General features: G+C 65.1%; 23 protein-coding genes and 1 pseudogene. 13 read left to right on the plus strand and 11 right to left on the minus strand.

Features of this window, described 5'->3' with window-relative positions; translation table 11 throughout:
• Positions 1-119: 119 nt before the first annotated feature.
• A complete protein-coding gene (locus tag GTW58_RS09790; RefSeq protein WP_119932885.1) occupies positions 120-413 on the plus strand; it encodes a glutaredoxin family protein in 294 nt (97 codons plus the stop codon).
• 58 nt (positions 414-471) lie between these two features.
• Here GTW58_RS09790 and GTW58_RS09795 read toward each other — a convergent pair whose 3' ends face one another.
• Positions 472-936 (minus strand): hotdog fold domain-containing protein, encoded by a 465-nt coding sequence (locus tag GTW58_RS09795; RefSeq protein WP_119932886.1) that lies wholly within the window; start codon positions 934-936, stop codon positions 472-474.
• An 81-nt stretch (positions 937-1,017) separates the two neighbouring features.
• On the opposite strand from GTW58_RS09795, the gene GTW58_RS09800 reads away from it, so the two are divergent.
• The 5 genes from GTW58_RS09800 (at position 1,018) to ccsB (ending at position 6,425) form a co-directional block, all read left to right on the plus strand.
• Positions 1,018-1,707: a histidine phosphatase family protein gene (locus GTW58_RS09800; protein WP_047689200.1), complete on the plus strand. Its 690-nt coding sequence runs from the start codon at positions 1,018-1,020 to the stop codon at positions 1,705-1,707.
• A 108-nt stretch (positions 1,708-1,815) separates the two neighbouring features.
• Complete coding sequence (locus GTW58_RS09805; RefSeq protein WP_119932887.1) at positions 1,816-2,451, plus strand: TlpA family protein disulfide reductase; 636 nt, start codon at positions 1,816-1,818, stop codon at positions 2,449-2,451.
• Positions 2,452-2,492: 41 nt separating this feature from the next.
• Entirely contained in the window at positions 2,493-3,209 is a 717-nt protein-coding gene (locus GTW58_RS09810; protein WP_119932888.1) for a cytochrome c biogenesis CcdA family protein, read from the plus strand.
• 346 nt (positions 3,210-3,555) lie between these two features.
• The gene (gene resB, locus GTW58_RS09815; RefSeq protein WP_232818020.1) at positions 3,556-5,205 is read left to right on the plus strand and encodes a cytochrome c biogenesis protein ResB; all 1,650 of its coding nucleotides are present in this window, start codon (positions 3,556-3,558) and stop codon (positions 5,203-5,205) included.
• 50 nt (positions 5,206-5,255) lie between these two features.
• A complete protein-coding gene (gene ccsB, locus GTW58_RS09820; protein ID WP_232818021.1) occupies positions 5,256-6,425 on the plus strand; it encodes a c-type cytochrome biogenesis protein CcsB in 1,170 nt (389 codons plus the stop codon).
• Between the two features lie 87 nt (positions 6,426-6,512).
• Here ccsB and GTW58_RS09825 read toward each other — a convergent pair whose 3' ends face one another.
• Both GTW58_RS09825 and GTW58_RS09830 read right to left on the minus strand, forming a co-directional pair.
• Entirely contained in the window at positions 6,513-7,016 is a 504-nt protein-coding gene (locus GTW58_RS09825; protein WP_119932831.1) for a PLD nuclease N-terminal domain-containing protein, read from the minus strand.
• A 16-nt stretch (positions 7,017-7,032) separates the two neighbouring features.
• Entirely contained in the window at positions 7,033-7,998 is a 966-nt protein-coding gene (locus GTW58_RS09830; RefSeq protein ID WP_119932832.1) for a sulfite exporter TauE/SafE family protein, read from the minus strand.
• Positions 7,999-8,133: 135 nt separating this feature from the next.
• Here GTW58_RS09830 and GTW58_RS09835 point away from each other — a divergent pair, with 135 nt between their 5' ends.
• Together GTW58_RS09835 and GTW58_RS09840 are read left to right on the plus strand one after the other, a co-directional pair.
• Complete coding sequence (locus GTW58_RS09835; protein ID WP_119932833.1) at positions 8,134-8,622, plus strand: RrF2 family transcriptional regulator; 489 nt, start codon at positions 8,134-8,136, stop codon at positions 8,620-8,622.
• 154 nt (positions 8,623-8,776) lie between these two features.
• Complete coding sequence (locus GTW58_RS09840) at positions 8,777-9,091, plus strand: DUF4229 domain-containing protein (RefSeq protein WP_047689208.1); 315 nt, start codon at positions 8,777-8,779, stop codon at positions 9,089-9,091.
• A 54-nt stretch (positions 9,092-9,145) separates the two neighbouring features.
• Here GTW58_RS09840 and GTW58_RS09845 read toward each other — a convergent pair whose 3' ends face one another.
• The 4 genes from GTW58_RS09845 to GTW58_RS15005 form a co-directional block, all read right to left on the minus strand.
• Complete coding sequence (locus GTW58_RS09845; RefSeq protein ID WP_119932834.1) at positions 9,146-10,027, minus strand: 1,4-dihydroxy-2-naphthoate polyprenyltransferase; 882 nt, start codon at positions 10,025-10,027, stop codon at positions 9,146-9,148.
• 110 nt (positions 10,028-10,137) lie between these two features.
• Complete coding sequence (locus GTW58_RS09850) at positions 10,138-11,478, minus strand: AMP-binding protein (protein ID WP_119932835.1); 1,341 nt, start codon at positions 11,476-11,478, stop codon at positions 10,138-10,140.
• A 1-nt stretch (position 11,479) separates the two neighbouring features.
• Positions 11,480-12,475: a 1,4-dihydroxy-2-naphthoyl-CoA synthase gene (locus GTW58_RS09855; RefSeq protein ID WP_232818022.1), complete on the minus strand. Its 996-nt coding sequence runs from the start codon at positions 12,473-12,475 to the stop codon at positions 11,480-11,482.
• Between the two features lie 421 nt (positions 12,476-12,896).
• Entirely contained in the window at positions 12,897-13,628 is a 732-nt protein-coding gene (locus GTW58_RS15005; RefSeq protein WP_342453307.1) for an HNH endonuclease signature motif containing protein, read from the minus strand.
• Here GTW58_RS15005 and GTW58_RS14655 point away from each other — a divergent pair.
• Positions 13,595-13,741, plus strand: a complete 147-nt coding sequence (locus GTW58_RS14655) for a hypothetical protein (protein ID WP_232818024.1) — start codon at positions 13,595-13,597, stop codon at positions 13,739-13,741. The two genes, GTW58_RS15005 and GTW58_RS14655, sit on opposite strands and share 34 nt — an antisense overlap.
• A gap of 40 nt (positions 13,742-13,781) precedes the next feature.
• Here the strand turns inward: GTW58_RS14655 and GTW58_RS15130 are convergent.
• A pseudogene (locus GTW58_RS15130) lies at positions 13,782-15,167 on the minus strand (DUF222 domain-containing protein); the annotation flags it as partial.
• Positions 15,168-15,325: 158 nt separating this feature from the next.
• On the opposite strand from GTW58_RS15130, the gene GTW58_RS09865 reads away from it, so the two are divergent.
• Positions 15,326-16,117, plus strand: coding sequence for a DEAD/DEAH box helicase (locus GTW58_RS09865; RefSeq protein WP_119932838.1), 792 nt, complete (start codon positions 15,326-15,328; stop codon positions 16,115-16,117).
• Here the strand turns inward: GTW58_RS09865 and GTW58_RS09870 are convergent.
• Positions 16,080-17,330 (minus strand): IS256 family transposase, encoded by a 1,251-nt coding sequence (locus GTW58_RS09870; RefSeq protein ID WP_119932890.1) that lies wholly within the window; start codon positions 17,328-17,330, stop codon positions 16,080-16,082. The genes GTW58_RS09865 and GTW58_RS09870 overlap by 38 nt on opposite strands.
• 129 nt (positions 17,331-17,459) lie before the next feature.
• On the opposite strand from GTW58_RS09870, the gene GTW58_RS09875 reads away from it, so the two are divergent.
• From GTW58_RS09875 to GTW58_RS09885, 3 genes are all read left to right on the plus strand, one after another.
• A complete protein-coding gene (locus GTW58_RS09875; RefSeq protein WP_232818025.1) occupies positions 17,460-19,460 on the plus strand; it encodes an ATP-dependent RNA helicase in 2,001 nt (666 codons plus the stop codon).
• A 374-nt stretch (positions 19,461-19,834) separates the two neighbouring features.
• On the plus strand, positions 19,835-20,788 hold the full coding sequence (locus GTW58_RS09880) for an HpcH/HpaI aldolase/citrate lyase family protein (protein ID WP_370448271.1): 954 nt from the start codon (positions 19,835-19,837) through the stop codon (positions 20,786-20,788).
• Between the two features lie 177 nt (positions 20,789-20,965).
• On the plus strand, positions 20,966-21,973 hold the full coding sequence (locus GTW58_RS09885) for an L-lactate dehydrogenase (RefSeq protein WP_081993571.1): 1,008 nt from the start codon (positions 20,966-20,968) through the stop codon (positions 21,971-21,973).
• A gap of 189 nt (positions 21,974-22,162) precedes the next feature.
• Here the strand turns inward: GTW58_RS09885 and putP are convergent, their stop codons facing one another.
• Complete coding sequence (gene putP, locus GTW58_RS09890; protein ID WP_119932840.1) at positions 22,163-23,860, minus strand: sodium/proline symporter PutP; 1,698 nt, start codon at positions 23,858-23,860, stop codon at positions 22,163-22,165.
• Between the two features lie 54 nt (positions 23,861-23,914).
• Positions 23,915-24,862, minus strand: a complete 948-nt coding sequence (gluQRS, locus tag GTW58_RS09895; protein WP_119932892.1) for a tRNA glutamyl-Q(34) synthetase GluQRS — start codon at positions 24,860-24,862, stop codon at positions 23,915-23,917.
• Positions 24,863-24,993 lie beyond the last annotated feature (131 nt).

Here is a 24,993-nt window from a genome sequence, read left to right on the forward strand (position 1 = left end):
CGGCACCGCCAGCGAGATCCTCACCGCCACCGGCACCGAATGGCCAACACACTAAATTGGCACGACTCGGGTCAGATGGTGATCTCACGGGGGCGGGACCTCTGGTTAGGATGCTGGGCATGAACTTACCTGCGGATGCTGCGCCCTCATCCATTGGCTCGGTCCCCGTTGAGGTCATCACGACGCCGGGCTGTCACCTGTGCATTGACGGCTTGGCTGTGGTGGAACGTGTGGCGGGGGAGCACGGTGTGGACTGGGCGGAGCTGCCGCTGTCCAGCGTTCCGGAAGGCCCAGAGCGCGATCGCTGGTCCGTGGAAGTTCCCGTGCTGCTGATTGACGGTGTGCAACGGGATTTCTGGCAGATTGATCCGCGCAGGCTCACGCGGCTGCTGCGTGAACGCAACCAAGGCTGAAGCCACGGCGGCTCACACAACCACGGTTGCGTGAGCCGCCGGGCGTCCGCACACGGGATCACGCGCGCGGCTTGTCCGACACGTAGAGCGTGATGGTTCCCTCCACCACCACAACGCCATCGGTGCGCATGGCTTTGACCGTGACGGGTACGTCTCCGCCGGCTTCCCAGTGCGCGGGATCCGATTCGGCAACGCACAGCAGGTCCGTGTGGGCCTTGGCGGGGTAGGTCAGTTCCATACCCCGTGGAATCCAGCGTTTGGTCTCCGGCACGGTGGCCTCCGCCAGAAGACCCATGGCCGCCTCCAACCCGTTGGCCACTGCAATCACGTGAAACGTGCCGATGTGGTTCTGCACTGCCCGGCGTTTGCGGATGCTGAGCTCGGCATGGTTGGGCCGGACCTCACGCACCTGCGGACGCACCGTCCAGAAGTACGGGGCGAACTGGGCGAAAGCCACACTGAAGATCTTTGTGCCCAGGGGCTTGGAACTCAAGCGCTGATACTTCCTGTACGTCTCTGTCATGTGATCCACGATACGTCCCTGGAGGGGCCCGGCCCTGACGCGGATTCGGGCAGGGCGGCGAGGTCTGGGAGAATGACCCTCATGTCTTCACTCAACGCGCCGTCCTCGGCAACCGTGCACCTGTTGCGCCACGGACAGGTTCACAATCCGGATCGCATTGTCTACGGACGTCTGCCGGATTTTCACCTCTCCGATCTTGGGCACCAGATGGCTGAAGTTGCCGGTCAGGCCCTGGCGCAGCGGCGTGAGCAGGGTGCCAAGTTGGTGTATCTGGCGGCCTCACCCCTGACGCGGACGTTGGAAACTGCGGCTCCGGTCTCCCGTGAGCTGGAGTTGGAGATCCACCCGGATGAACGACTGATCGAGCCCAAGAACCACTTTGAGGGCTTGCACGTCAACGGCAGCCAGCTGGCCCGGGTGGCCCACTGGCCGTACATGGTCAACCCCCTGCGCCCTTCCTGGGGTGAGACCTACCGCAGCCAGGTGGCGCGCATGGCGGAAGTGGTGGTGGAAGCTGCCCGGCGTGCCGTGGAGATCGGCGGTGATGGCGCTGAGGCCGTTCTGGTGTCCCACCAGCTGCCCATCTGGATGGCGCGTCGCTCCGCAGAGGGCAAGTTCCTGCCGCATGATCCCCGCGCCCGCCAGTGCAATTTGGCATCTTTGACGTCCATGGTTTTTGACGACGTCCACGCCGGGCTGCCGCCGCGTGTGGTCTACAGCGAACCCGCTGCCCACCTTTACCCAGGAATCAACCAGCTTCCGGGTTCATGATGCCCTTGAAACCCCTCTGCCGATCTTTCAGGTGATGTTGCTGTGCCACGCACTTCCCCGCGTTCTGCGGGTGTTCCGTCCTCAACCGGTGTGCCTTCTTCCACAGGCGTGTCCGCTGACTCCGGCGACTCTCCCGCGGCGTCGTCGTCGTGGAGGCTGAGCCGACGCGCTGTTCTGACCACTGCGGGTGCGGGCCTGACCGCCGTGGTGCTGGCTGCGTGCACCCCTGAGGAGGAGAACCTCGCCGAGCAGGCAAATGCAGGTGGGGACACCGGCTACATTGCCGGGGACGGCTCCGTGACCGAGTACGCCGCTTCCGACCGTGGTGAGCCGGTGGAGTTCACGGGCACGCTGTTTGACGGCACGGAGGTCACTGCCCAGGAGCTGCGCGGAAAGCCTGCGTTGTTGAACTTCTGGTACGCGGGATGCGCCCCGTGCCGCGAGGAGGCCCCAGACCTGGTGGAAATGGCCCACTTACACGAGGGTGACATCACCTTCTACGGGGTCAACGTCCGTGATGAACAGGCCACGGCGGAGGCCTTTGAACGGACCTTTGAGATCCCGTACCCGTCTTTTGAGGACCGCGACGGTGGCGTCCTCCTGGCGCTGTCCACATTCGTCCCGCCGCAGGCTGTTCCCACCACGATCATCTTGGATGCCGAAGGGCGGGTGGCATCACGCGTGCTGGGCATTGCGGAGCCGTCCATCCTGAAGGCATTGCTGGATGACGTGGTGAACGCGTGACGGACGGCAATCAGTTCGCCTCCCTGATCCTTGACGGCTCCATGTGGGCCGCCTTCCCGGTGGCCGTTCTGGCCGGGTTGGTCTCCTTTGCCTCCCCGTGTGTGCTGCCTCTGGTGCCCGGCTACCTGGGCTACGTGACCGGGTTGACCGGAGTGGACCTGGAACAGCAGAAGCGCGGGCGCATGTTCGCAGGCGTAGCCCTGTTCATTGCAGGCTTCACCACGGTGTTCGTGTTGATGTCCGTGGTGTTGGCCCAGTTGGGTGCCTTGCCGTGGTTGCGCGGACAGAACTGGGTGATGGTTGTCCTGGGCGCTCTGGTGGTGCTCATGGGTGTGGTGTTCATGGGCGGGTTCGGTGTATTCCAGCGCGAGCGCAAGATTCACCGCAAGCCACCGCCCGGGCTGTGGGGTGCCCCGCTGTTGGGAGTGACCTTTGGTTTGGGCTGGGCGCCGTGCATCGGACCCACGTTTGCTGCCGTTCAGATGCTGGCCTACAGCGGGGGTGCCTCCGTGGGCAAAGCCACTGTGCTGACCCTGGCGTACTGTCTGGGGTTGGGAGTCCCGTTCCTGCTGATTGCCCTGGCATTCCGGCGTGGCATGGGTGCACTGACTTTCATGCGCAAACACCGGTTGCTGCTGCAGAGGATCGGTGGGGCCATGCTCATCCTGATCGGCATCTTGTTGATGACCGGTCTGTGGACGGCATTCGTCTCCTGGTTCCAGGCCGAGCTGGTTCAAGATTTTGTGCCGGTGATTTGATGCAGCATCCCAGCTTCCGCGGGCCCCGTGGCCTGCGCCCACACACAGATTCAGGAACGCGGTAATGGCCCGCAGGAGTGACGTGAGCCCAGCAGAGCAACCCGACGAGTCGCAGACCACTTCGGGGTCTTCCGCGCGCAGAAACTCCGATGCGCACAGAAACTCGTATGCGCGCGGAGACTCCAATGCACACGGAGACTCCCAGACGCACAGGGACTCGGGTGCACCCGGTGAGTCAGGCGCACCCAAGAGATGGGGCCGCCGCAAGGGATCCGGCACTGGACCGAAACAAGGCGGTGTTGCGGGGCAGGGCGATGGCCCGGGGTCGACGTCGGGCACCTCCGAGGTGGCTGTCCCCGCCCTGGGTGTGGTGGGCATGTTGCGGTGGGCCTGGTCCCAACTGACGCGCATGAACACTGCCCTGTTCCTGCTGTTGCTCTTGGCGGTGGCCGCGGTACCCGGCTCGATCTTCCCGCAGCGCGTGCAGGACGTGGCAGCGGTGAACTCCTACATCGAGGCCAACCCCACCACCGGACCCGTCCTGGACCGCCTGCAGTTCTTTGACGTGTTCTCCTCCGTCTGGTTCTCCGCCATCTACCTGCTGCTGTTCATCTCCCTGGTGGGTTGCGTGATCCCGCGTGCTCGCAAGCATTGGCAGGCGTGGCGCGCCAAGCCTCCGCGCACACCGGCACGCCTGCAGCGTCTGCCAGTGGCCCGTTCCCTGGAGCTGGGAGGCCGCGACGGCGCACCGGCACCGGAGGCCGACCACGTGATCGAGCAGGTGGCCGCCATCCTCAAGAAACGCCGCTACCGGGTGGACGTGCGGGACCTGGGTTCCCAAGCGCCGTCGGTGGGGGCGGAACGGGGAATGTGGAAAGAGGTGGGCAACATCCTGTTCCACCTGGCCATGGTGGGAATCCTGATCTTTGTGGCCTACGGATCCTTGTTCGGTTTCAAGGGGCAGAAGATTCTGACCGTGGGGGACACCTTTGCCAACTCGTTGATCAGCTACGACTCCTTCACACCGGGCTCAAACTTCAACGCCGACTGGCTGGATCCCTTCACCATCCGGGTGGATGACTTCCGGGTGGAATACAACCGGGACACCTCAGACCCTGCCTCCTACGGCATCCCGCTGCACTACGAATCGGATGTGACCATCACCGATGCACCTGGGGAAGAACCCCGCCAGGAGGTGCTGAGCGTGAACCGGCCGATCGACGTCGACGGCGTGAGTGCCTACCTGATCGGCAACGGTTACGCTCCGGTGGTCCGGGTGACGGACGGGGACGGCAACATTGCCTACGAGGGGCCTGTGGTGACGGTCCCGGAGGACACCTCCAACATTTCCTCCTTCACGCTCAAGGTCCCGGACTCCTCACCTGAGCAGCTGGGTCTGACCGGAACCTTTCTGCCGACCGCATGGACGGACGAGGCCACCGGTCAACTGACCTCTGCGGACCCCGATCTGGGCAACCCGGCCCTGGTGCTCTCCGTCTACAGCGGGGACCTGGGCCTGGATGACGGAACCCCGCAGAACGTGTACGTGCTGGATGTGAGCAACCTGAACGAGGTTGCATCCCCCATGGCCAGCAATGGCCCGATCATGCTCTCCGAGGCCAACCCGCGGGTGGAACTGCCCAATGGCCTGGGAACGGTGGAGTACCTGGAAACCCAGCGCTATGTGGGACTGGATCTGCACTACGACCCCGGAACCCGCGGCGTGTTCATCTCCTTCTGCCTGGCCTTCCTGGGGCTGATCATGTCTCTGTTCATCGTGCGTCGACGTGCGTGGGTGCGGGTGAACACCGTGGAGACTGAAGCAGGCCCCCGGGTTGTCCTGGAGTACGGCCTGCTGGCCCGCGGTGAGGACCCACGGCTGGAGGCCGAGGCCGAGAACCTGGTGGAGCTCTTCACCGCCGAATGGGAGGAAATCGGCGTCCGTGACTCCCAGCTGACCACCACTGCCGCACGGCAGAAGGCATCCGTGCAGTGACGTTGCCGAGCAGCACACGAAGCCCGGACCGAAAGTGAGAGAATGACCCCATGACTGACCCCATGACACCCGTAGACACCACACTCGGGACGTGGTCCGAGCTGTTCATGCTCATGGCCGCGGTGGTGTACATGTTCGTGTTCATCGCCTTTGCGTGGGACATGGCATCCCACTCCAAGACGTTGAAGGAGGCTGAGCGGCGCGAAGAGCGTGCCGAGCAGCGTTCCGAGGCGCTGGTGGGTGCCGGTGCCGGTGCTCGCACCGGATCCTCCGCCCTGACGGAATCCCCCGGTGAAGTTGACGGTGCCACGGAAGGCGCGGAGGGGCAGTGGTCAACCACGTCCCGGGATGAGCGCAACGATTCCGGGTCCGGATCCCGCGCAGGGTGGCGCGCACAGCGCTCCTCGGCGTTGGAGGGCCAGGTGGCTGATTCCAGCATGTCCTATGCGGACAACGATCACCGCCGACCGGCAGCACGTGTGGCCGTGGTGCTCATGGTCTTGGCCTTTGTGATCCACCTGGCCGCCGTGATCATGCGCGCCATTGCGGCCAACCGTGTGCCGTGGTCCAACATGTACGAGTTCTCCACCACGGGCGCCCTGCTGATCGTGGCGGTCTACCTGGTCATGTTGATCATCAAGGACCTGCGGTTCGTGGGCGTGCTGATCTCCGGGTTGGTCACCTTGATGCTCACGGCAGCCACCATCGCCTATCCCACCCCCGTGTCACCGCTGCAGCCGGCGCTGCAGTCCTACTGGCTGGTGATCCACGTGTCCATCGCGGTGGCGGCCATGGGCATTTTTGCCATCACCTTTGCCCTGGCCATCCTGCAGCTGATCCAGGATCGGCGGGAGAAGCGCATTCTGGAAGGTGGGCCCAGCGGTTGGGCCTTCCTGAAGATCGTGCCCTCCGCGCAGACCCTGGAGAACTTCTCCTACCGCCTCAACAGCGTGGGATTCGTCTTCTGGACCTTCACCCTGGCGGCCGGTGCCATCTGGGCCCGTGACGCATGGGGTCGATACTGGGGCTGGGACCCCAAGGAAGTCTGGACCTTTGTGATCTGGGTGGTCTACGCGGCCTACCTGCACGCGCGCGCCACACGCGGCTGGACGGGGCGGCGTTCGGCCTGGTTGTCCATCGTGGGCTTCCTGTGCATCCTGTTCAACTACTTTGTGGTCAACACTTTGTTTGACGGTCTGCACTCCTACTCAGGTCTGTGAGTTGAGGCTGCACAGCAACTTGGGCATGGAAAAGGGCCTCACCGATCAGCGGTGAGGCCCTTTTCGATGCCCAAGTTCTTGTTACGACTACCGTGGATCATCGGGGTGTTCGTCCCCGGGGAGATCATCAGGCTGATCGTGGCTGTCGTGCGGGGTGGTGGAGCTGGATCCGCCGGTTCCAGGGGAGTCCGTGGTCTCCGTGGCGGAGTCACCAGACCCACCGGAGGTGCCCGAGTCATCCGGGGCATCCTGGGCAGCCCCTCCTGCTCGACGACGCCGTTCCCATTCCTCGAGTTCAGCATCCGCCTGTTCGGAGCGCCGCTTCTCATCGAGTTGACGCAGAAAGTTGGGGTCGTCGTCGGGCCCCTTGGCACGGGCGGACTGTGAGCTGGCCGGTGCGTAGCGGGGGCGCCCCAGAGCCAGCCAGAGGATGCCGCCGATCACCGGAAGCAGCAGGATCACCGCGATCCACGGTCCGCGTCGGATGCCGCGGATGTCCCGGGGGTCGGAGCGCAGGCAGTCAAAGAACGAGTAAATGATCACGCCCACTGCCAGCGCGGCCACGCCGATGATTGCAATTGCTCGGATCATGCATCAATCATATTGCTTACCCAACGGGTGTCCTGCCGCGGCGGGGCTGGTCAGCCACCAGCGAATCGGTGGCCGGGGTGCTGGGATCAACGGCGCCGGCAGCCACGACGTCGGCCCGCACCAGGGCGCGATGCGCTCGGATGGCGTAGACGACCGCAGCCGCACCCATCACGGCAATGGCAAGGAGCACCATGCGGCTGGCCAGTGCCGGGGCGGCCAAGGCATCAGCGGAGAGCAGGGTGCGGGTGTTGGTCAACACGATCAACGCACCCACGGCCGGCCCCAGGACCCGGGCGGGGATGACCTTGACCAGGGCCGCGGCGATCGGGGCAGCGATCACGCCGCCGATCAGCAGTGCGCCCACCCAGTCAAAGTTGATGCCTTGCGAACCCAGGTGCAGCAGAAAGCCCAGGGACGCGGCCACGGTGACCATGAACTCCGCGGTGTTCACCGACCCCACCACCTTGCGGGGCTCCAGGCGGCCATCGGCCAGTAGGGCGGGAGTGCCCACGGGTCCCCATCCGCCGCCTCCGGTGGCGTCGATGAAACCGGCGAACAGCCCCAACGGAGACAGGAACTTGGCCGGGATCTTGCGCCCCAGCCGCTGCCTGCTCAAGCCCTTGAAGGTGAAGCGGTAGAGGATGTAGAGGCCCAACACCAGCAGGACGGTGCTCATCACGGGGCGGGCCACGGAGGCATCCAGAGTGGACAGCACGGTGGCGCCCAGAAATCCGCCGACGGCGCCGGGGAAACCGATCTTGGCCACCACCCGCCAGTCCACGTTGCCGAACTTCCAGTGGGAGAGCCCCGAGGCCAGCGTGGTGCCCACCTCAGCCAGGTGCACGGTGGCGGAAGCAGCTGCGGGGTTGGCGCCGATCATCAGCAGCAGCGTGGAGGTGGTGACGCCGTAGGCCATGCCCAGTCCACCGTCCACGAGTTGTGCGGCCAAGCCCACCAGGGCAATCAGGACCAGAGTGCGCACAGGGCACCTCCTTGAACGTTCGCCGGCGGTGCCGGGAGGGTTTTCCCACAATTCCCATCGAATGTGTGGGGTTTGAGTCAAGAGGAGCCAACCAGGCCGAGAACTCCTGGTCAAAGATCGTGAAACAATCGTCACATGGAGATTTCCGCGCGCTCCGAATACGCCGTTCGGGCCTTGCTCATGCTGGCTGAGGCGCATGCTGCAGGGGTGAACGGAGTGCCCGTGGCAACCCTGGCCGAACGACAGGACCTGCCGGCCAAGTTCTTGGAAGTGGTCATCAGTCAGTTGCGCCGCGGTGGCCTGGTGGTCAGCAAACGCGGTGCTTCCGGTGGCTATCGGTTGGCCGAGCCTGCAGATCAGATCACCATGGGGGCCGTGATCCGCACCGTGGACGGGCCTTTGACCGGGGTGCGCGGCATGAGACCCTCAGACACCGAATACACGGGGCCTGCCACTCATCTGCCCGTGGTGTGGGTGGCCGTGCGCGCTGCCCTGCGCAGTGTGCTGGATGAGGTCACCCTTGAGGATGTCCTGACGGGCCATTTTCCCGACGCCGTGGCGGCCTGGTCCCAAGCACCGGGTGCCTGGGATGATCGTTGGCCGTTGCAACAACCGTCTGGCTGAACACTCCCTTCTGGGCTTGTCGCGTTGAGTGGTCAGGATCCTGGTCCATCAGCGCTGACGAGCCAGAATCCTGACCACTCAACGCAGCAGCAGCCGGGCTCACACTTCCGGGCCCGTCCGGGGGATGTCCAGGGACCGGCACTAGACTGCTGGCGTGAACTTTTTGAAGTACTCCGCATTGCGTCTTGGTCTGTTGATTCTGGTGTTCGCCCTGGGGCTGTGGTTGCGCCTGGGCATCTTGTTTGCCGGTTTGGCGGCCATCATCATCGCGTTTGCCGTGTGCTACATCTTTTTCCCCAAGTTGCACATCGCCGCCAGCCGGGACCTGACGCGCTGGATTTCGCGTTCACCCAAGATCCGCAAGGACACCTTGGCGGATGAAGACGCGGACGTTGAGGACAGCTACGTGGATTCCACCGACCAGGTGCAGATCAACACGGGGGAGTCTGGCGAACGTCGTCGTTCCTGAAGGCGCTGTGAACTGGGCCGTGCGGCCTGTTCGGTGAGGTGGCTCAGGTGAGCCTCAGACCCACTGACGGGCCAGCACGGCCAGCAGGAAGAGCAGGGACCAGATCAAGTTCAGGATGCCGCATTCCTTGAGCACCGGGATCAGGGCCTTGCGGTCCTGTGTGAACAGCACGGTGCGGGCCGCCGTCACGGCTATGGGGACGGACAGGAACACCAGGAGCATGAAACCGTTGAACGGCACCAGGAACAGGTGCAGGGCAAAGGCCAGGCCCAGTTCGGCGGCGAACACCACTCGTGCACGGTGATCACCCAAGCGAACGGCCAGGGTGCGTTTGCCGACTTCGCGGTCACCGGGGATGTCCCGGATGTTGTTGACCATCAGCAGCGCGCAGGCGAACAGGCCGGTGGCGATGGCTGCAATCCAGGCGTCGATGTTGAGCCTGCCGGCTTGGGTGGTGGTGGTCCCCAAGACCGCCACCAGGCCGAAGTAGACGAACACTGCAACATCGCCCCAGCCGCGGTAGCCGTAGGGACGTTTGCCGCCGGTGTACCCCCAGGCCGCGAACACTGCAGAAATCCCGATCACGATGAACCACCACTGCCGGGAGAGCACAATCAACGCCAGGCCGGCGATGGCAGCCGCTGCAAAACACCCCAGGGCCGCGTAGAGCACCTGCTTGGGGGTGGCGGCCTTGGAACCGACCAGGCGAAGGGGGCCAACGCGGTTGTCGTCGGTGCCTTTGATGCCGTCGGAGTAGTCGTTGGCGTAGTTGACGCCCACCTGCAGGAACAACGCCACCAGGAACGCCAGGAAGGCCATGCCCAGGTTGGCCCCCCACGTGGACTGCGCCGCCGCGGTACCCGCGATGATGGGCGCAAACGCCATGGGCAGGGTGCGCAGCCGTGCGCCTTCAATCCATTGGGCAGCAGTTGCCACGGGCGACCTTCCTGAAACGAGGGTGCGGACCGGGGTGCTCGCCGGTGATGGGGGCGGATCCGCAGTCCCGTCAGCGGGTGGGCGGTGGTGGCCGCGCCGCAGGGACCGAGTCATTCTTCCACGAACAGCTCCGCCACCGCGGACCGGTCTGGTTTGCCCGTGGGCAGCAGGGGGATGTGGGAGACCAGGAGCATCTGTTTGGGGACAGCCGCACTGCCCAGGGCGTCTTTGACCATGCTGCGTAGCTCGTCCGGCAGTGTGCTGGATTCGGCAGCCGGCACCGAGGTTGCAGGCACCACGGTTGCCACGATCTTCTGCCCCCATTGGTCATCAGCCACCGGGACCACGACGGCGTCGCGCACCCCGGGGTGCTCCAGCATCCGTGAGCGGACGACGGCGGCGGAAACTTTGAGGCCGCCAGTGACGATGACGTCATCGGCGCGACCGATCACTCGAAGGCGTGGGGTGGTTGTGGCCTCTGTTGTTTCCAGGACACCCAGGTCATCCGTGCGGTACCAGCACATGGGGGTGGGGGATGGGGCCGTGCTCTTGGGTGAGGTGTTGGTGTTCGCGCGTATGGCGGCAGTGGCACTCAAGGTGTTGGCGGTGTCAGTTGCGTCCGGGAGGCTGGAGAACACATGACTATGAGTCTGCTGGGGGTCATCCAGGTAGCCGTCGGTCACCATGGGGCCTCCCAACCAGATGCGCCCGGGGGTGAGGTGCCCCTCAGGAACTGACGTCTGTTCGGGGTCCTGTGCTGTTCTCGGATCAGATGGCGGATTCCCAGAATTCGGGGTGCGTTCAAGGTGGACCTGCACCCCGGGGAGGGGGACGCCGTCGTAGACACAGCCGCCGGCGGTCTCGGACATGCCGTAGGTGGTGACCACACGGGCGCCCAGTGCCCGCGCTGCGTCCAGGAGCGCGGGCGGTGCGGCTGACCCGCCCAGCAGGATGGCGTGAAAGGAGCGCAACGCCGCCAGGACGCCAGGGGAGTCGGCGGCATCCACCAGACGCTGGAGTTGTGTGGGGACCAGGGACACGTAGCGGATGGGGTGATCCATGGCCGCTGCGGTGCGGGCAAAGGCCTGCGCGGTGAAGGGGCCCTCCTCCATGACCACCGGTGTGGTTCCCGCCAGGACTGAACGCACCAGAACCTGCACCCCAGCCACGTAGTGCGGCGGCAGGCACAGCAGCCACTGCCCGTGGCCACCGGTGCGTCCAGCTGTGGCCTCGGCGGAGGCGCGCAAGGCGCGGGTGCTCACCACAGTCTTCTTGGGCCGCCCCGTACTGCCTGACGTTGCGACGACGACGGCCGGCCCCTCCCTGCTCAGCACACCTTCCAGCGCAGTGACCAGGCCTGGGACACCGCCAAACTGACGGATCGAGTCCGGGCCGTCCAGCTTCACGGTGTCCGGTGGCAAGTCCTTGGTGAGTGGTGGGCGAATGCTCATCTCAGAAGTAGTACGGGAAGTTGGACCAATCGGGGTCGCGCTTGCCCAGGAAGGCGTCCCGGCCCTCAACTGCTTCATCGGTCATGTAGCCCATGCGGGTGGCTTCGCCGGCAAAAACCTGTTGGCCGACCATGCCGTCGTCGGGAAGGTTGAAGGCGTATTTGAGCATGCGCATGGCTTGGGGGGACTGGCGGCAGATCATCTTGGCCCACTCGATGCCAAGGTTCTCCAAGTCGGCGTGATCGGCCACCTCGTTGACGGCCCCCATGCGGAACATGTCTTCCGCTGAGTATTCGCGGGCCAAGAAGAAGATTTCGCGGGCGAACTTCTGCCCCACCTGGCGGGCAAGGAGGGCGGAGCCGTAGCCGGCGTCAAAGGACCCCACGGTGGCGTCCGTCTGCTTGAACTTGCCGTGTTCACGGGAGGCCAGGGTCAGGTCACAGACCACGTGGAGGGAGTGTCCACCACCGGCTGCCCAACCGTTGACCAGGGCGATCACGGGTTTGGGCATGGTGCGGATCAGACGCTGCACCTCCAGGATGTGAAGGCGACCAGCCCGGGCAGGGTCGATGGACTCGGCGGTCTCACCGTCTGCGTAGTGGTAACCGTCGCGACCGCGGATCCGCTGGTCACCGCCGGAGCAGAAGGCCCAGCCGCCGTCCTTGGCAGACGGACCGTTGCCGGTCAACAGCACGGCCCCGACGTCCGAGGACATGCGGGCCTGGTCCAAGGTGCGGTAGAGCTCGTCCACCGTCCCCGGGCGGAATGCGTTGCGCACCTTTGGACGGTGGAAGGCGATGCGTACCCAGGGGAGGTCCCTTGTCACCCGGCCTGCATGGTCACGTTCCACGGCACGGTGGTATGTGATGTCGGTCAGGTCCTCGAAACCGTCAACCACGCGCCACTGGGTGGGGTCGAAGGTTTCGGAGACCTGCTCCGGGAAATTGCTGCCGGTGGGGTCAGTGGGCTGGGTGGAGTTGGAGGCTGCATCAGTCACGTCCCCGATCCTACGTTGGGGATCCCGAGCATCCATGGGCGCTGGGGTGCCGGGGTGCAGCTGAGCAGTGGGGGTGTTCCTGGGGTGCCGGGGTATCCATGGCTGCTGGGGTGTGGCTGGGCAGCGGGACGTGACTGGGGCTCCGGGCCGACATGGGACTCTGGTGTGTAGCTGGGGGGTGTTGCTCGCCTGGGCGTCTCAGGACTACGCGGGCGCAGGAGGGTAACGGGGGCGCCGGAACTCACGCCGGTGCTGAGGCTGCGTGGGGTGCCGGAACAGAGACCGTCATGCCCTCTTACAGCCGTTAGCGTGGGCACCCGCCGGAGTGAACTCTTCTTCCGGGGCTGGGCTTTGTAACGGGTGACCCCCAGGCCAATGGGTTGGTGTCTCGTCCTGGCGTGGATTCTGGGGTAACTCTGCCTCAGAAAGGAGGTGGATCGTCGTCGGGTGGGGAAGGGACGGGGTCTGCCGTGCGCGAGTTGTCAGGACTCAGGGGTGTCCTCAGCGGAGGTTCTTTGGGTGAATCCAGGAACAGCGTGTGCTCGGGGCTGCTGGCGCGCCTTGTACCCAAGGGCGAAGTGAAGACCATGTCACCAGCACCAGCACCAGCACCAGCCCCGGCGTCGGCGCCATGAGGAACACCAGCACCAGCACCTGTGGCCGGCGTGGTCCGGTCTGGGGTCCCACTGTGCTCAACGGCCCAGCTCCCGAACGGACTACCTTGATGTTTGAGCCTGTGGTGGGTGCGGCACAGGTGGGAGAGGTTGTCGGCATCGGTGTGACCGCCGTCTTCCCAGGCCACTGTGTGGTCGATGTCGCAGCGCATGGCGGGTCGTCGACATCCAGGGAATCTACACGTGGCATCGCGTATCTGCAGCATGCGCCGCAAGCCAGCTGGAACCGTGTAGGTGTCCCGACTGTATTGGGTGATCTGGCCGGTGGCAGGGTCAGTGAGCAGCCTGGACCACGACGAACTGCCTGCGGCAATCTCAACCGCGGTGGACGGGCAAATGGCACCGTATCCAACCAACTCCGGAGCTGACGTCGACTCCGGTGGAGTCGACGGGGCCCCCGGTGGGGCTGACATGGATCCCGCAGCCGACTCTGACCCTCGTCGAGGTGACGTCGTCCCCGGTGGAGCCGGAGTCGGCATCGGGCTTGGCTGTGGTCCTGATGGAACTGGCTGTGACCCTGGTGGAGATGGCCTTGACCCTGGTGGCGCAGATCTTGGTTCCTGGGAATCCGGCGGGCGCGCTGCATGCCTAGAGTGCGATTCCTGCACGGCCTGCTTGAGTGTCTGACCAGCTGTCAACAGGTGCTCCACCGGTACGATCACGGACACTTGGCCCCGGACACCTCGTTGCAGTCCTGAGTCCACAGACGGTTCGGCCTCCAACAGCAGATCGGCAAGGACGTCCGCGCGACGCTCCGGCAAGGTCCGGGTGTCACGGGGAGCACCACGGTCTACATCGGGGGTGGCGGGCAATACCGAGTCCGTGCGTGATGGGTCTGAAGCTGCTGGCGCAGAGGGTGGGCATGACAGTGCTGCCGCAGATGATGCGCGTGGCACGGGCTGTACCGGCTGTACCGGCGACACGCGATGTGCCTGTGAGGCGTGAGCAGAAGGGCCGCTTGACTGCGCCAATTGGTCGATGCGGTCACACACCGCCATGGCCGTGGGCGCATCCAGCAGGGCATGGAGGTGAGCCATGCCGTCCTCCTCAGGTTCCACCCACACAGAGCGTTGCCGCCGGGCATTCGCATGAGCTCGTTCGCTGGCCGGCGCTCCCAACCCATGACGACGACGGTGCCCAAACGCCCTCAACTTGGATGCACCGCACTGCTGGGCACGTTCCAGCATCTCCTGGACCAACCGATCACCCGCCGCCTGAAGGGGGTCTGTTGAGGGCACTGGTGGGGCACTCTTTGGTTCGTCCTCTGTGCCGGTGTCCGGTGCATCAACTGTGTGGCCAGTTTCTGGTGACAGGCCTGCAGTAACGGATGGGAAATACGTGCTGGTCAGCGCCGACCACTGCTGAAGGATCACGCGAGCTTGCGTCCACAGGATTTCTCCTGATTCCAGCTGCGCCAGCACGTGGGGCAGGTGGTGGGCCAGGACCAGAGCTTGACGCAGAGTCTCCATGGCCGATCCCCGAGGAAGTTTCAAGGCCAATTCCAGCTCACCCGTAACCAAACGGCGAGTGTCCTCCTCCGCCCAGCGCTCCAGCTCTGCGGGTGTGGCCGTGTCCGTGGCGCGGGTGCTTTTGCCTTGACTGTGCTGCTCCAGGGCGGTGGCGTCATCCTGCGCGATCTGCCGTGTGGCTTGCAGGGCAACTGAGTGGAGAGATGCCACCCGGCGGAGCAGTCGACCGCGGGCAGAGGCCTCCCGACGAACATCCGCCGTGATGCCCGCAACCAACGCGGCGGCCTTCTGATGGTGATCTGTCTGCAGTGCTCCCAAGTCGAGAAGTCGATCTGCAATCTCAGCCGAGTCAGTATTCGACCCCATCCCAGTATTCGGTCCCATGCCCGTGGGGGCATCGCCCGCCCGGGTGAAAGCAGTGGTCGGGCTGTCACCAGCACCAGCACCAGCACCAGCACCAGTCACGGGATCCGGGAGCACCGCATCCAGTGACGGAAGAGGCATCTGACCTGGAGTCTTGTTCCTCTCAGGTCCTTGGTGGTGAGTCATGGTTCAAGTTTCCCGTGGGAGTCAGACAACACAAGCTCCAAATGACCTCAAACCGGAGAAAAAGCCACCAATGTGACCAAAACGTGAGCAAACGTCAGATGCGCAATCCCAGGGCTGAGAGCCCCAAGAGCAGTCAGCCACCCTGACACACTGGAGCCATGGCCCATTTCCCGTTCGACCTGACTCATATCGGCACCGGTTTGCCCGTGGCCGAGCTCGAATCAGAGACAGAACGGGCCCTCATTGGCGGCTCGGCAGTCGTCCAAGCCCCACCGGGCAGCGGCAAGACCACATTCCTCCCGCCACTGGTGGCGAACCTCCTGGCGCACTCACCCGATGACGTGGACAGCGTCATCACCGCCCCTGGCACAGCAACAGGCACAGCCACCACACCCGGCACAGTCACCACGCCTGCCACAACAAGAAACAGCGCACACCCACCCACCCCACGCGTCGTCGTCACCCAGCCCCGCCGTGTGGCGGCCCGTGCTGCAGCGTCCCGACTGGCCCAGCTCACCGGCACAAGGGTGGGGGAGTTGGCCGGCTTCACCGTCCGCGGTGAACGGGTGGTGAGCGCGCAGACAGCGGTGGAGTTCGTGACCCCGGGAATTCTGCTCAACCGCGTCCTCAGCAATCCCGAGCTGCCGGGGATCAACGCCGTGCTCCTGGATGAGGTCCATGAACGCAGCTTGGATTCTGATCTTCTGCTCGGCATGTTGGCGGAGGTCCGTCAATTGTGCCCGGACCTCAAACTTGTGGCCATGTCCGCCACCGTGGACACTCAGCGGTTTGCCAATCTGCTGCTCACGGATCATGGGGACCCCGCCCCTGTTCTCACGTCCCCCTCTGTGCTGCATCCTCTGGAGACACGGGTCTGTCCGTTAAACGGTGTGTGGGGTCCGGCGGTTCTCATTAGTGAGTGGTTCTTTCGAACCGTCCGGCGAAGGTGATCGCGAACGCGTTCAGCGCGGGCTTCCACCTCATCATCCAGCGTGCCCTCCCGCCGCCGGTGGGGTCAAGCGAGCGTGTCACCAGGTACAAGCACTTCAACGCCGCTTGCTCGTTCGGGAAGTGTCCGCGGGCTCGGACGGCCCGCCGGTATCTCGCGTTGATCGACTCGATCGCGTTGGTCGTGCAGATCACTTGACGGATCTCGACGTCGTATTCGAGGAACGGCACGAACTCCGCCCAGGAGTTGCGCCAGAGCTGCACGATCGCTGGATACCGCTCACCCCACTCGGCGGCGAACTCCTCGAACCTGTCCTTCGCCGCCTGCTCGGACGGGGCCGTGTAAACGGGCTTGAGCGAACGGACGATCGCATCCCGGTGCTGCCGGCCGGCATAACGGAACGAGTTGCGGATCAGGTGCACGATGCACTGCTGCACGACCGCCTGCTCCCAGGTGGTGTTGATCGCTTCCGGCAACCCCTTGAGGCCGTCGCACACCGCGATCAGCACGTCCTCGACCCCGCGGTTCTTCAGCTCGCTGAACACCTGCAGCCAGAACCTCGCCCCTTCCGCGCCGTCGCCGGCCCAGATACCCAGGATGTCGCGTTCCCCGTTCGTCGTGACGCCCATGACGACGTAGAACGCGGTGTTGCGGACCTGCCCGTCACGAACCTTCACCACGATCGCGTCGACGAAGATCACCGGATAGATCGCATCCAGCGGGCGGGAAGCCCACTCCGCGAGTTCCCCGGTGACCTTCTCGGTAATCTGGCTGATCGTGTCCTTGGAGACCTTCGCCCCATAGACCTCGTCGAAGTGAGCGGCGATCTCCCCGGTCCTCAGCCCGCGCGCGGTCAGCGACAGCACGATCTGATCGATCCCGTCCAGCCGGCGCTTGCGCTTGGGCACGATCACCGGCTCGAACGACCCGTCACGATCCCGAGGAACCTCGATCTCCACCGGCCCGATCTCGGTGAGCACCGTCTTTGTCCGGGTCCCATTGCCCATGTTCACCCCCATTGGGGTCTCGCCGTGCTCGTGACCGAGATGCTCGGTCAGCTCAACGTTCAGCGCGGTCTCAAGCACGTTTTTCGTGAGCTGGTTTAGCAGGCCTCCTGGCCCGACCAGGCTCACACCCTGCTCCTTCGCCTGCGCCAGTAAGCGCGCGGCGAGGTCTTTCTGATCGATGATCTCTCCCGTCACGGGATCAATCATCTCGTCGTCCAACAAATCGGTCGTGTCAGCCACGGCCGTCTCCTCTCGGATCAGGCCGGACCCTCACACACCGTTCTTCTAACAGTCCCACTGAATGACCGCGGAGTCACTCGCGATTTCTTGGACCATGTGGCCCAGACCTGCGCACGCGCTCTGGATGGCGCCTCAAACGCCCTGGTGTTCGTTCCGGGTGCCCGGGAGGTGGCGCAGGTGGCGGCTCGATTGCGGGAGATGACCACCGGCGTCGACATTGTGGAATTACACGGACGGATCGGCCCCCGCGAGCAGGACCGGGCCGTCTCTGGGCGGGGCGCACGGGAGCGGACCAGGGTGGTGGTCGCCACCTCCCTGGCCGAATCCTCTCTGACGGTCCCCGGCGTGCGGCTGGTGATTGACTCGGGACTTTCCCGCGAACCCCGCCGTGACACCGTGCGCGGCATGTCCGGGTTGGTCACGGTGGCCGCCTCCCGTGCCTCCGCGGACCAGAGGGCCGGACGCGCCGCACGGCTGGGTCCCGGCCGGGTGATCCGCTGTTACGACCAACGCACCTGGGCTGCCATGCCCGCCCACTCCACCCCGGAGATCGCCACCGCTGACCTGACGTCCGCAACCCTGATGTTGGCTGTGTGGGGCACCCCGCGCGGTGAGGGCCTGGCCTTGCCCGAACCTCCTCCCACCAACGCTGCGACCGAGGCGGAGACGGTTCTTCATCGTCTGGGTGCCCTTGACGACGCCGGCCGGGCCACCGATCTTGGGCGTCGCCTCTGCGCGGTCCCCACCGATCCCCGGTTGGCCCGTGGGTTGATGGAAGGTGCATCCCTGGTGGGTGTGGTCACTGCAGCTCAGGTGGTTGCGTTACTGGGTGCTGATGCCGCGCCGGCCGGCGGTGATCTTGCCCAGCACCTCCAGGACATGCGCTCGCGGTCCGCAGCCGACGCCGAGCGCCAGGGTCAGCGTCAGCGCCACGGCCACAGTCATGCAGCGTGGCAGCGGGAAGCAAACCTTTTGGAGCGCATGGCACACAAACTCACGGCTACCGCGGACGGGGCCTCCCAGGTGGATCCGGACCGTGTCGGAGGCAAACCCACCTCTCCCGTGCCCTCCCATCTCCACGCAGGTGCGGTGATTGCCCTGGCCCGACCCGAATGGGTGGCCCACCGGCAGGGGGACAGCTACCTGTTCGCCGGTGGCACACGCGCAGGTCTGCCGCCCGGGTCCTCGCTCAACGGCCACGAATGGCTGGCCGTTGCCGATGTCACCCGGGCACAGGAGAGCGGCGCCCAAGGCACCGGTGCCGTGATTCGCGCGGCCGCACCTCTGGATCAGGACACCGCCCAGATGGTGGCCGCATCATTGCTGACCAACACCGTGGCGGCAGAGTTCACGGACGGTCGTGTCACGGCGCGTCGTCGTCATGCACTGGGCGCCATCACGCTGAACTCCACACCCGTCAAACCCACACACGAGCAGGCGGAGGCGGCGGTCCGGTCAGGCCTCACACGGGACGGGCTCGATACTCTGCACTGGTCAGAGACTGCCACCCAACTGCGGGCCCGCATGGCCGCCGTTCACGCTCACCTGGGACCTCCCTGGCCTGCGGTGGACGACGACGCCCTCCTGAACACCTTGGATCTCTGGCTGGGTGCGGAGATGGACGAACTGGCGCGGGGGACGCGGGTGAAGGACCTGGATCTCACGAGTGCATTGCGCAGGCTGCTGCCGTGGCCCGATGCAGCGCGTTTTGACGAGCTGGCGCCCACCGCGCTGACAGTGCCCTCTGGGTCCGCCCCGCGCATCCGCTGGGATGCGGATCAGCCGGTGGTGCGGGTGAAACTCCAGGAATGTTTTGGCCTGGCTGAATCCCCGCGGGTTCTCAATGGCGCAGTGCCGGTGGTTTTCCACCTGCTCTCGCCTGCCGGACGCGAACTTGCCATCACGGCGGACCTGGCCTCCTTCTGGTCCGGTCCCTACGCCCAGGTCCGAGCTGAGATGCGCGGCCGGTACCCCAAACATCCCTGGCCGGAGAACCCCTGGGTAGCCCAGGCCACGGCACGCACCAAGACTCACGCACAGCGCACCTCAGCTGGGGAACACCCACCGCAACGGCGGACACGTCCACAAAAATCGTGACCATATTGTGGCCAGGATCGCTACATTGTGGCCAGGATCACTACCGTCGGGTAGTGTCGAGGTCATCGTTCAGCAGTCCCAGCGCGTGAACCCCCAACAGACGGGTTCCCGCACCGGATCCACCCGCACACTCGCGGTGGTGGAGATCCCAAAGGACTCAGGCCGCCGCCGCGATCCACCATTCGCGGTGACCCACAGGTGCGGGTCAGATTGTTCTGTTGACCCGCAAACGCATCAGGGGCGGTGGCCGTTCTCTCCAGCCTGGTGTTGTGGCGCAGCCGCATGCAATCACGCATGTGAACAGCGCTGCATTCATCAGGTGGAGCATCCCACGGGCTCATGGACTCGAGCCCCTCAACAAGAAGGAAACCGCAATGACCATCATCACCGAAACCGCTCACCCCGCCACCCAGGCCATGGCTGCTCCGTCAGCACCTGCAGCGCCCATCATCGGCCCCGAATTGGCTCGCTCCTGGCTGCTGGTCAACGCCGGTCAGCCGGAACGCTTTGCACCAGCTGCAGCCAGTGCCGCCGACGTCGTGGTGTACGACATCGAAGATTCCGTGGCCCCGGCGGGCAAAGCTGCCGCCAGGAAAGCCGTGGTGGATTGGCTCTCCGGCCTGGATGAGAACGGTCACCGCCGCCGCGGCTGGGTTCGTGTCAACGGTTTCGGAACGCCCTGGTGGGCGGAGGATCTGGCTGCATTGGCCGGTGTTCCCGGGCTGGACGGCGTCATGCTGGCCATGGTGGAGAGCCCCGAGCACGTGACCCGAACCGCTGAGGCCTTGCAGGACGTCCGGATCGTGGCCCTGGTGGAAACGGCTCGTGGCGTGCAGGCACTGCCTGCCATCGCAGGTGCTCGGTCCACCTACCGGCTCGGATTTGGCGTGGGAGATTTTCGACGAGACACCGGATTCGGTGACAGTCCGCTGACGTTGGCCTACACGCGCTCGCAGTTCACCATTGCATCCCGTGCAGCCAACCTGCCCGGCCCCATCGACGGGCCTTCCGTGGGGGCACTGGGGGCCAAGCTGGCAGAAGCCGCAGCCGTGACGGCCGAGTTCGGCATGACCGGCAAGCTGTGTCTGATGCCGGAACAGACCGCCACGGTCAATGAGGGTCTCTCGCCGTCACTGCAGGAGATGACCTGGGCCAGTGAGTTCCTCACGGAATTCGAGTCGGCAGGCGGTGAAATCCGCAACGGATCAGACCTGCCACGCCTGGCCCGGGCCAACAAGATCCTGGGGTTGGCCTCTGCTTTCGGACTCAGCGTGCCCCAGGGTTACGACGTCCACTTCGAGGCACCCACGGACACCTACCACTGCTGAATCACAACGAATCCAACACAAACCCACGGTGAACACCTGGAAAATATCGGCAACGGGCGGCAATTCCTTGCCGCCCGTTGCGTTGTTGTTGGAAGCTAGACCTCGTGGGGCACAGAAGTCCCACACCGTCGTTGAGACCCACTGCCGACGCCCCTGACCCGATCCGAAGGGACTCTGATGTCCGAGCCGAACGCCGCCGCAACCGCACCGTCCAGCTGGTCCACCGGTACCCGATCCGACCGCCGCTCCAAGATCGGCATTGTCGGCGCAGGTGCCGTTGGCTCCTCGCTGGCTTACTTCTGCCAGATCCGGGGCATCGCCCGTGAAATCGCCATTTTCGACGTCGCCGGGGACAAGGTTCGTGCAGAAGCCGCTGACCTCTCACACGGCGCCATGTTCTCCCCGTCCACTGTGGTGACCGGCTCTGATGACGTTTCCGTGCTGGCCGGTGCGGACATTGTGGTCATCACCGCTGGTGCCAAGCAGAAGCCTGGTCAGCCGCGTCTGGAACTGGCCGAAGCCAACGTGAACATCTTGCGCTCCCTGACGCCCAAGCTGCTGGAAGTGGCACCGGATGCCGTTTACGTGCTGGTCACCAACCCGTGTGACGTGCTGACCAGCGTGTTCCGTGAGCTCTCCGGGTTGCCCAAGGAACGGGTCATGTCCTCCGGCACCGTGTTGGACACCTCCCGCTTGCGCCTGCGCCTGGCTGAGGAAGCCGGTATCTCACCCAGCTCTGTGCACGCCATGATCGTGGGCGAACACGGAGACACGGAATTCCCGCTGTGGTCCATCGCCAACATCGGCACCGTGCCGCTGGTGGACTGGAAGAACGACGCCGGTCAACTGGCTTTCCCGGAAGACGTCCGGGAGAAGATCGCTGATGAAGTCATGCACGCCGCCTACACGGTGATCGCAGGCAAGGGCGCCACCAACTACGCGATCGGCATGGCCGGAGGCGCAATCTGCCAGGCCATCCTCTCCGATCAGCACGCCGTCATGCCGGTCTCCACCATCCTGGATGACTACCAGGGCATCAGCGGCGTGGCACTGTCCGTCCCGTCCGTGGTGGGTCGCGCCGGTGTGCTCCAGCAGCTGCCCGTGCCCATGTCTGACGGCGAGATCCAGCAGTTGCACGCCTCGGCGGAGGCCCTCAAGCAGTCCCTGGCCTCACTGGGGTTCTGATTGCCGAGCAACGGATTCTGATTGGCGAACATGCGGTTCTGATCCCTTGCGGAGCGCGTGAATCGTGACGCCAACGGCGTGTGGCCCGGACCGATTGGTCCGGGCCACACGCCGTTGGCGTTGCCTCCCGATGGTGGATGCGGTCTTGGCACAGCCCCCACCGGGAGGTCACATCACTGTGTCCTCACATCAGGAACTGGACTCCCACGGTGCTTTCCGTCCGCCAGCAGGGCTCGCCCCGCTGGAACCGGCCGGGTTGCCTTGAGGCGGGTTGCCCTGCGCTTGGCCAGTCTCCCCGGAGTGGGCTGCGGTGGCGGTGGCGGCGTCGTCGGCCTCCGGCTGGGTGGGCAGACCGCGGTGGGAGAGGGCAACGGCCTCGTCAAAGCGCTGCTCCACACCTGCATCCGGGGTGTACGTGATCAGGGAGACCACCACGGCCACAAGGGTGGCGGCAATGAATCCGGGGATGATCTCGTAGATGTCAGCCCACGGGGTGCGCGGCCACAGGAACACCACAATGGCGCCCGTGGCCATGGCTGCGGTGGCCCCGATACCGGTGAGCTTGCGCCAGTAGAGGGACAGCAGCACGATGGGGCCAAAGGCGGCACCAAAACCGGCCCAGGCAAAGCCCACCAGAGCCAGGATGGACTCGGCCGGGTCCAGGGCCATGACGGCGGCCACCACGGCCACGATCAACACACCGGCGCGGCTGATCCACAGCGCAGTCTTGGCGGCCAGCGGCTTGCGGCGGAACAACAGGGCCAGGTCCTCCACCATGGCGGAGGTGGTGACCACCAGCTGGGAGGAAATGGTGGACATGATGGCTGCCAGGACGGCCGCCAGCACCAGACCGGCAAGGAATGCCGGGAACAGCCCGATTGCGGCGTCCAGGAACACGGTTTCCGCGGTCTCCGAGTTGGTCAGGGCGATCCGTCCGCGATCCACCAGCGGGATGGCGAACAGTGCGGTCAGGATGGCTCCGAGCACGCACAGGGCCATCCAGGCCACGCCGATTCGGCGGCCGGCCACGGCGTCCTCGTGGCTGCGCAGGGCCATGAAGCGCACCAGGATGTGCGGCTGACCGAAGTAGCCCAGGCCCCATGCAGCCAAGGAGATCACGCCGATCACACCGCCGGCAGCGCCGACATCGAACAGGTTCCAGGCCCCGGGGTGGACCTCGTCCACGCGCTGGATGATGTGCCCGGGATCGCCCACCATGAACAGCACCACGATCGGCACCAGAAGCAGCGCCAGGAACATCAGAGTGCCCTGGAAGAAGTCCGTGTAACTGGCCCCCAGGAAACCGCCGATCAGGGTGTAGGCAATGGTCACACCGGCAATCACCAGCATGCCCACCACGTAGGTCTCCTCGTGGCCCCAGCCAAAGCTTTCGGACAGGGCGCCACCGAATGCGGAGGAGGTGAAGTTGCCGCCGGCCACCATGCCGGAGGAGATGTAAAAGGTGAAGAACACCAGGATCACCAGGCCGGCCACAATGCGCAGCATGCGCCCACCACGGACCAGACGATTGCCCAGGAAGGAGGGCAGGGTGATCGCGTTGTTGTACTTCTCCGTGAACATGCGCAGACGCGGTGCAACAACCTTCCAGTTGATCCACGCGCCAATGGTCAGACCAATGGCGATCCACGCCTGAACCATGCCACCCATGTAGAGGGCGCCCGGGAGGCCCATCAGCAGCCAGCCGGACATGTCAGAGGCGCCTGCGGACAGTGCCGCCACGGTGGGCGGAAGGTCACGCCCACCAATCATGTAGTCGTCTTTGTCCCGGGTGCGGGTGGAGGCCCACACGCCCACGGCCAGCATTGCCACGAAATACAGGCCAATGGCGGCCATCATCCACGAAAAGCCTGATCCGAAGTCAACCATGTGATTCCTTTCTTGAAGCCGACTGCCCGAAGCCAGGGAAGTCAGCAGTTGGTCCTACGGGCCCGTGGGCTGCGTTGAACTCGTTGACGGGGGAGTGAAGGTCCAAGGGCCGTCCGTGAGACGGAGGTGCGTGTGCTGATCCAGGACGTCTTGTGCGCAGGCCACCTGGGAGGGCAGTCCCAGCGAGCGCCCCATCCATTCCATGACCTCCGCGGTGGTGTGTCCCGCAGCACGCAGGTCACCAAGAGTTACAGCTCCGTCACGCTTTGCCAAACGTTGGCCGCTCGTGTTGAGCACCAGGGGTACATGGATGTACTTAACCTGTACCAGGCCCAGCAGGTGCGCCAGATGGGCCTGGCGTGGGGCGGAGCTCAGGAGGTCATCGGCGCGCACCACCTGATCCACCCCTTGAAACGTGTCGTCCAGAACCACCGCCAGGTTGTAGGCGGGGCGGCCGTCATTGCGCAGCAGCACCATGTCGTCCACCGCCTCCGTGACCTCACCGGCCAGGCGGTCGGTGACCGTGGCGGTTTCCGCCTGGGCCCTGAGCCGGATGGCGGGCGGGCGGTCCCGGCGTCGTTGTTCGCGTTGCTGTGCCGTCAAATTGCGGCAGGTACCCGGATAGGCGCCCGGGGCACCGTGGGGTGCACCCCCTGCGGCGGCGATCTCCGCCTGGATCTCCCGGCGGGTGCAGTAACACTCGTAGGTCAGCCCGCGTTCACTCAAGTCCACGACGGCGGCCCGGTGAACCTCCTGGCGCTCTGACTGCAGGAGCACGGGCGGATCCCAGTCCAACCCGATCTGGGCCAGGTCAGTCAACTGCCGTTGAGCAGCACCCTCTTTGACCCGGTCCAGGTCCTCGACTCGCAGCACAAACCGTTTGCCCTCGGCGCGGGCGAACACCCACGCCAGGACCGCGGTGCGCAGATTTCCGATGTGCAGATCCCCCGAAGGCGAGGGTGCGTAGCGGCCGGCGCCGACTCCCTGGGTGATCTCGGTCATGGCCGCCACGCTACGTGAGCCCTGTGGTTTTTTAGGCATTGACCGACTGCGGTGATCCCGGGTGCGGTGGCTGTGCTGCGGGTGGGCAACGGCGTCCGTGGCCACACAACCCAGGAAGGGTGCGGAGGTTC

This window comes from Kocuria subflava, from assembly GCF_012163155.1.
GTDB classification, from domain to species: domain Bacteria; phylum Actinomycetota; class Actinomycetes; order Actinomycetales; family Micrococcaceae; genus Kocuria; species Kocuria subflava.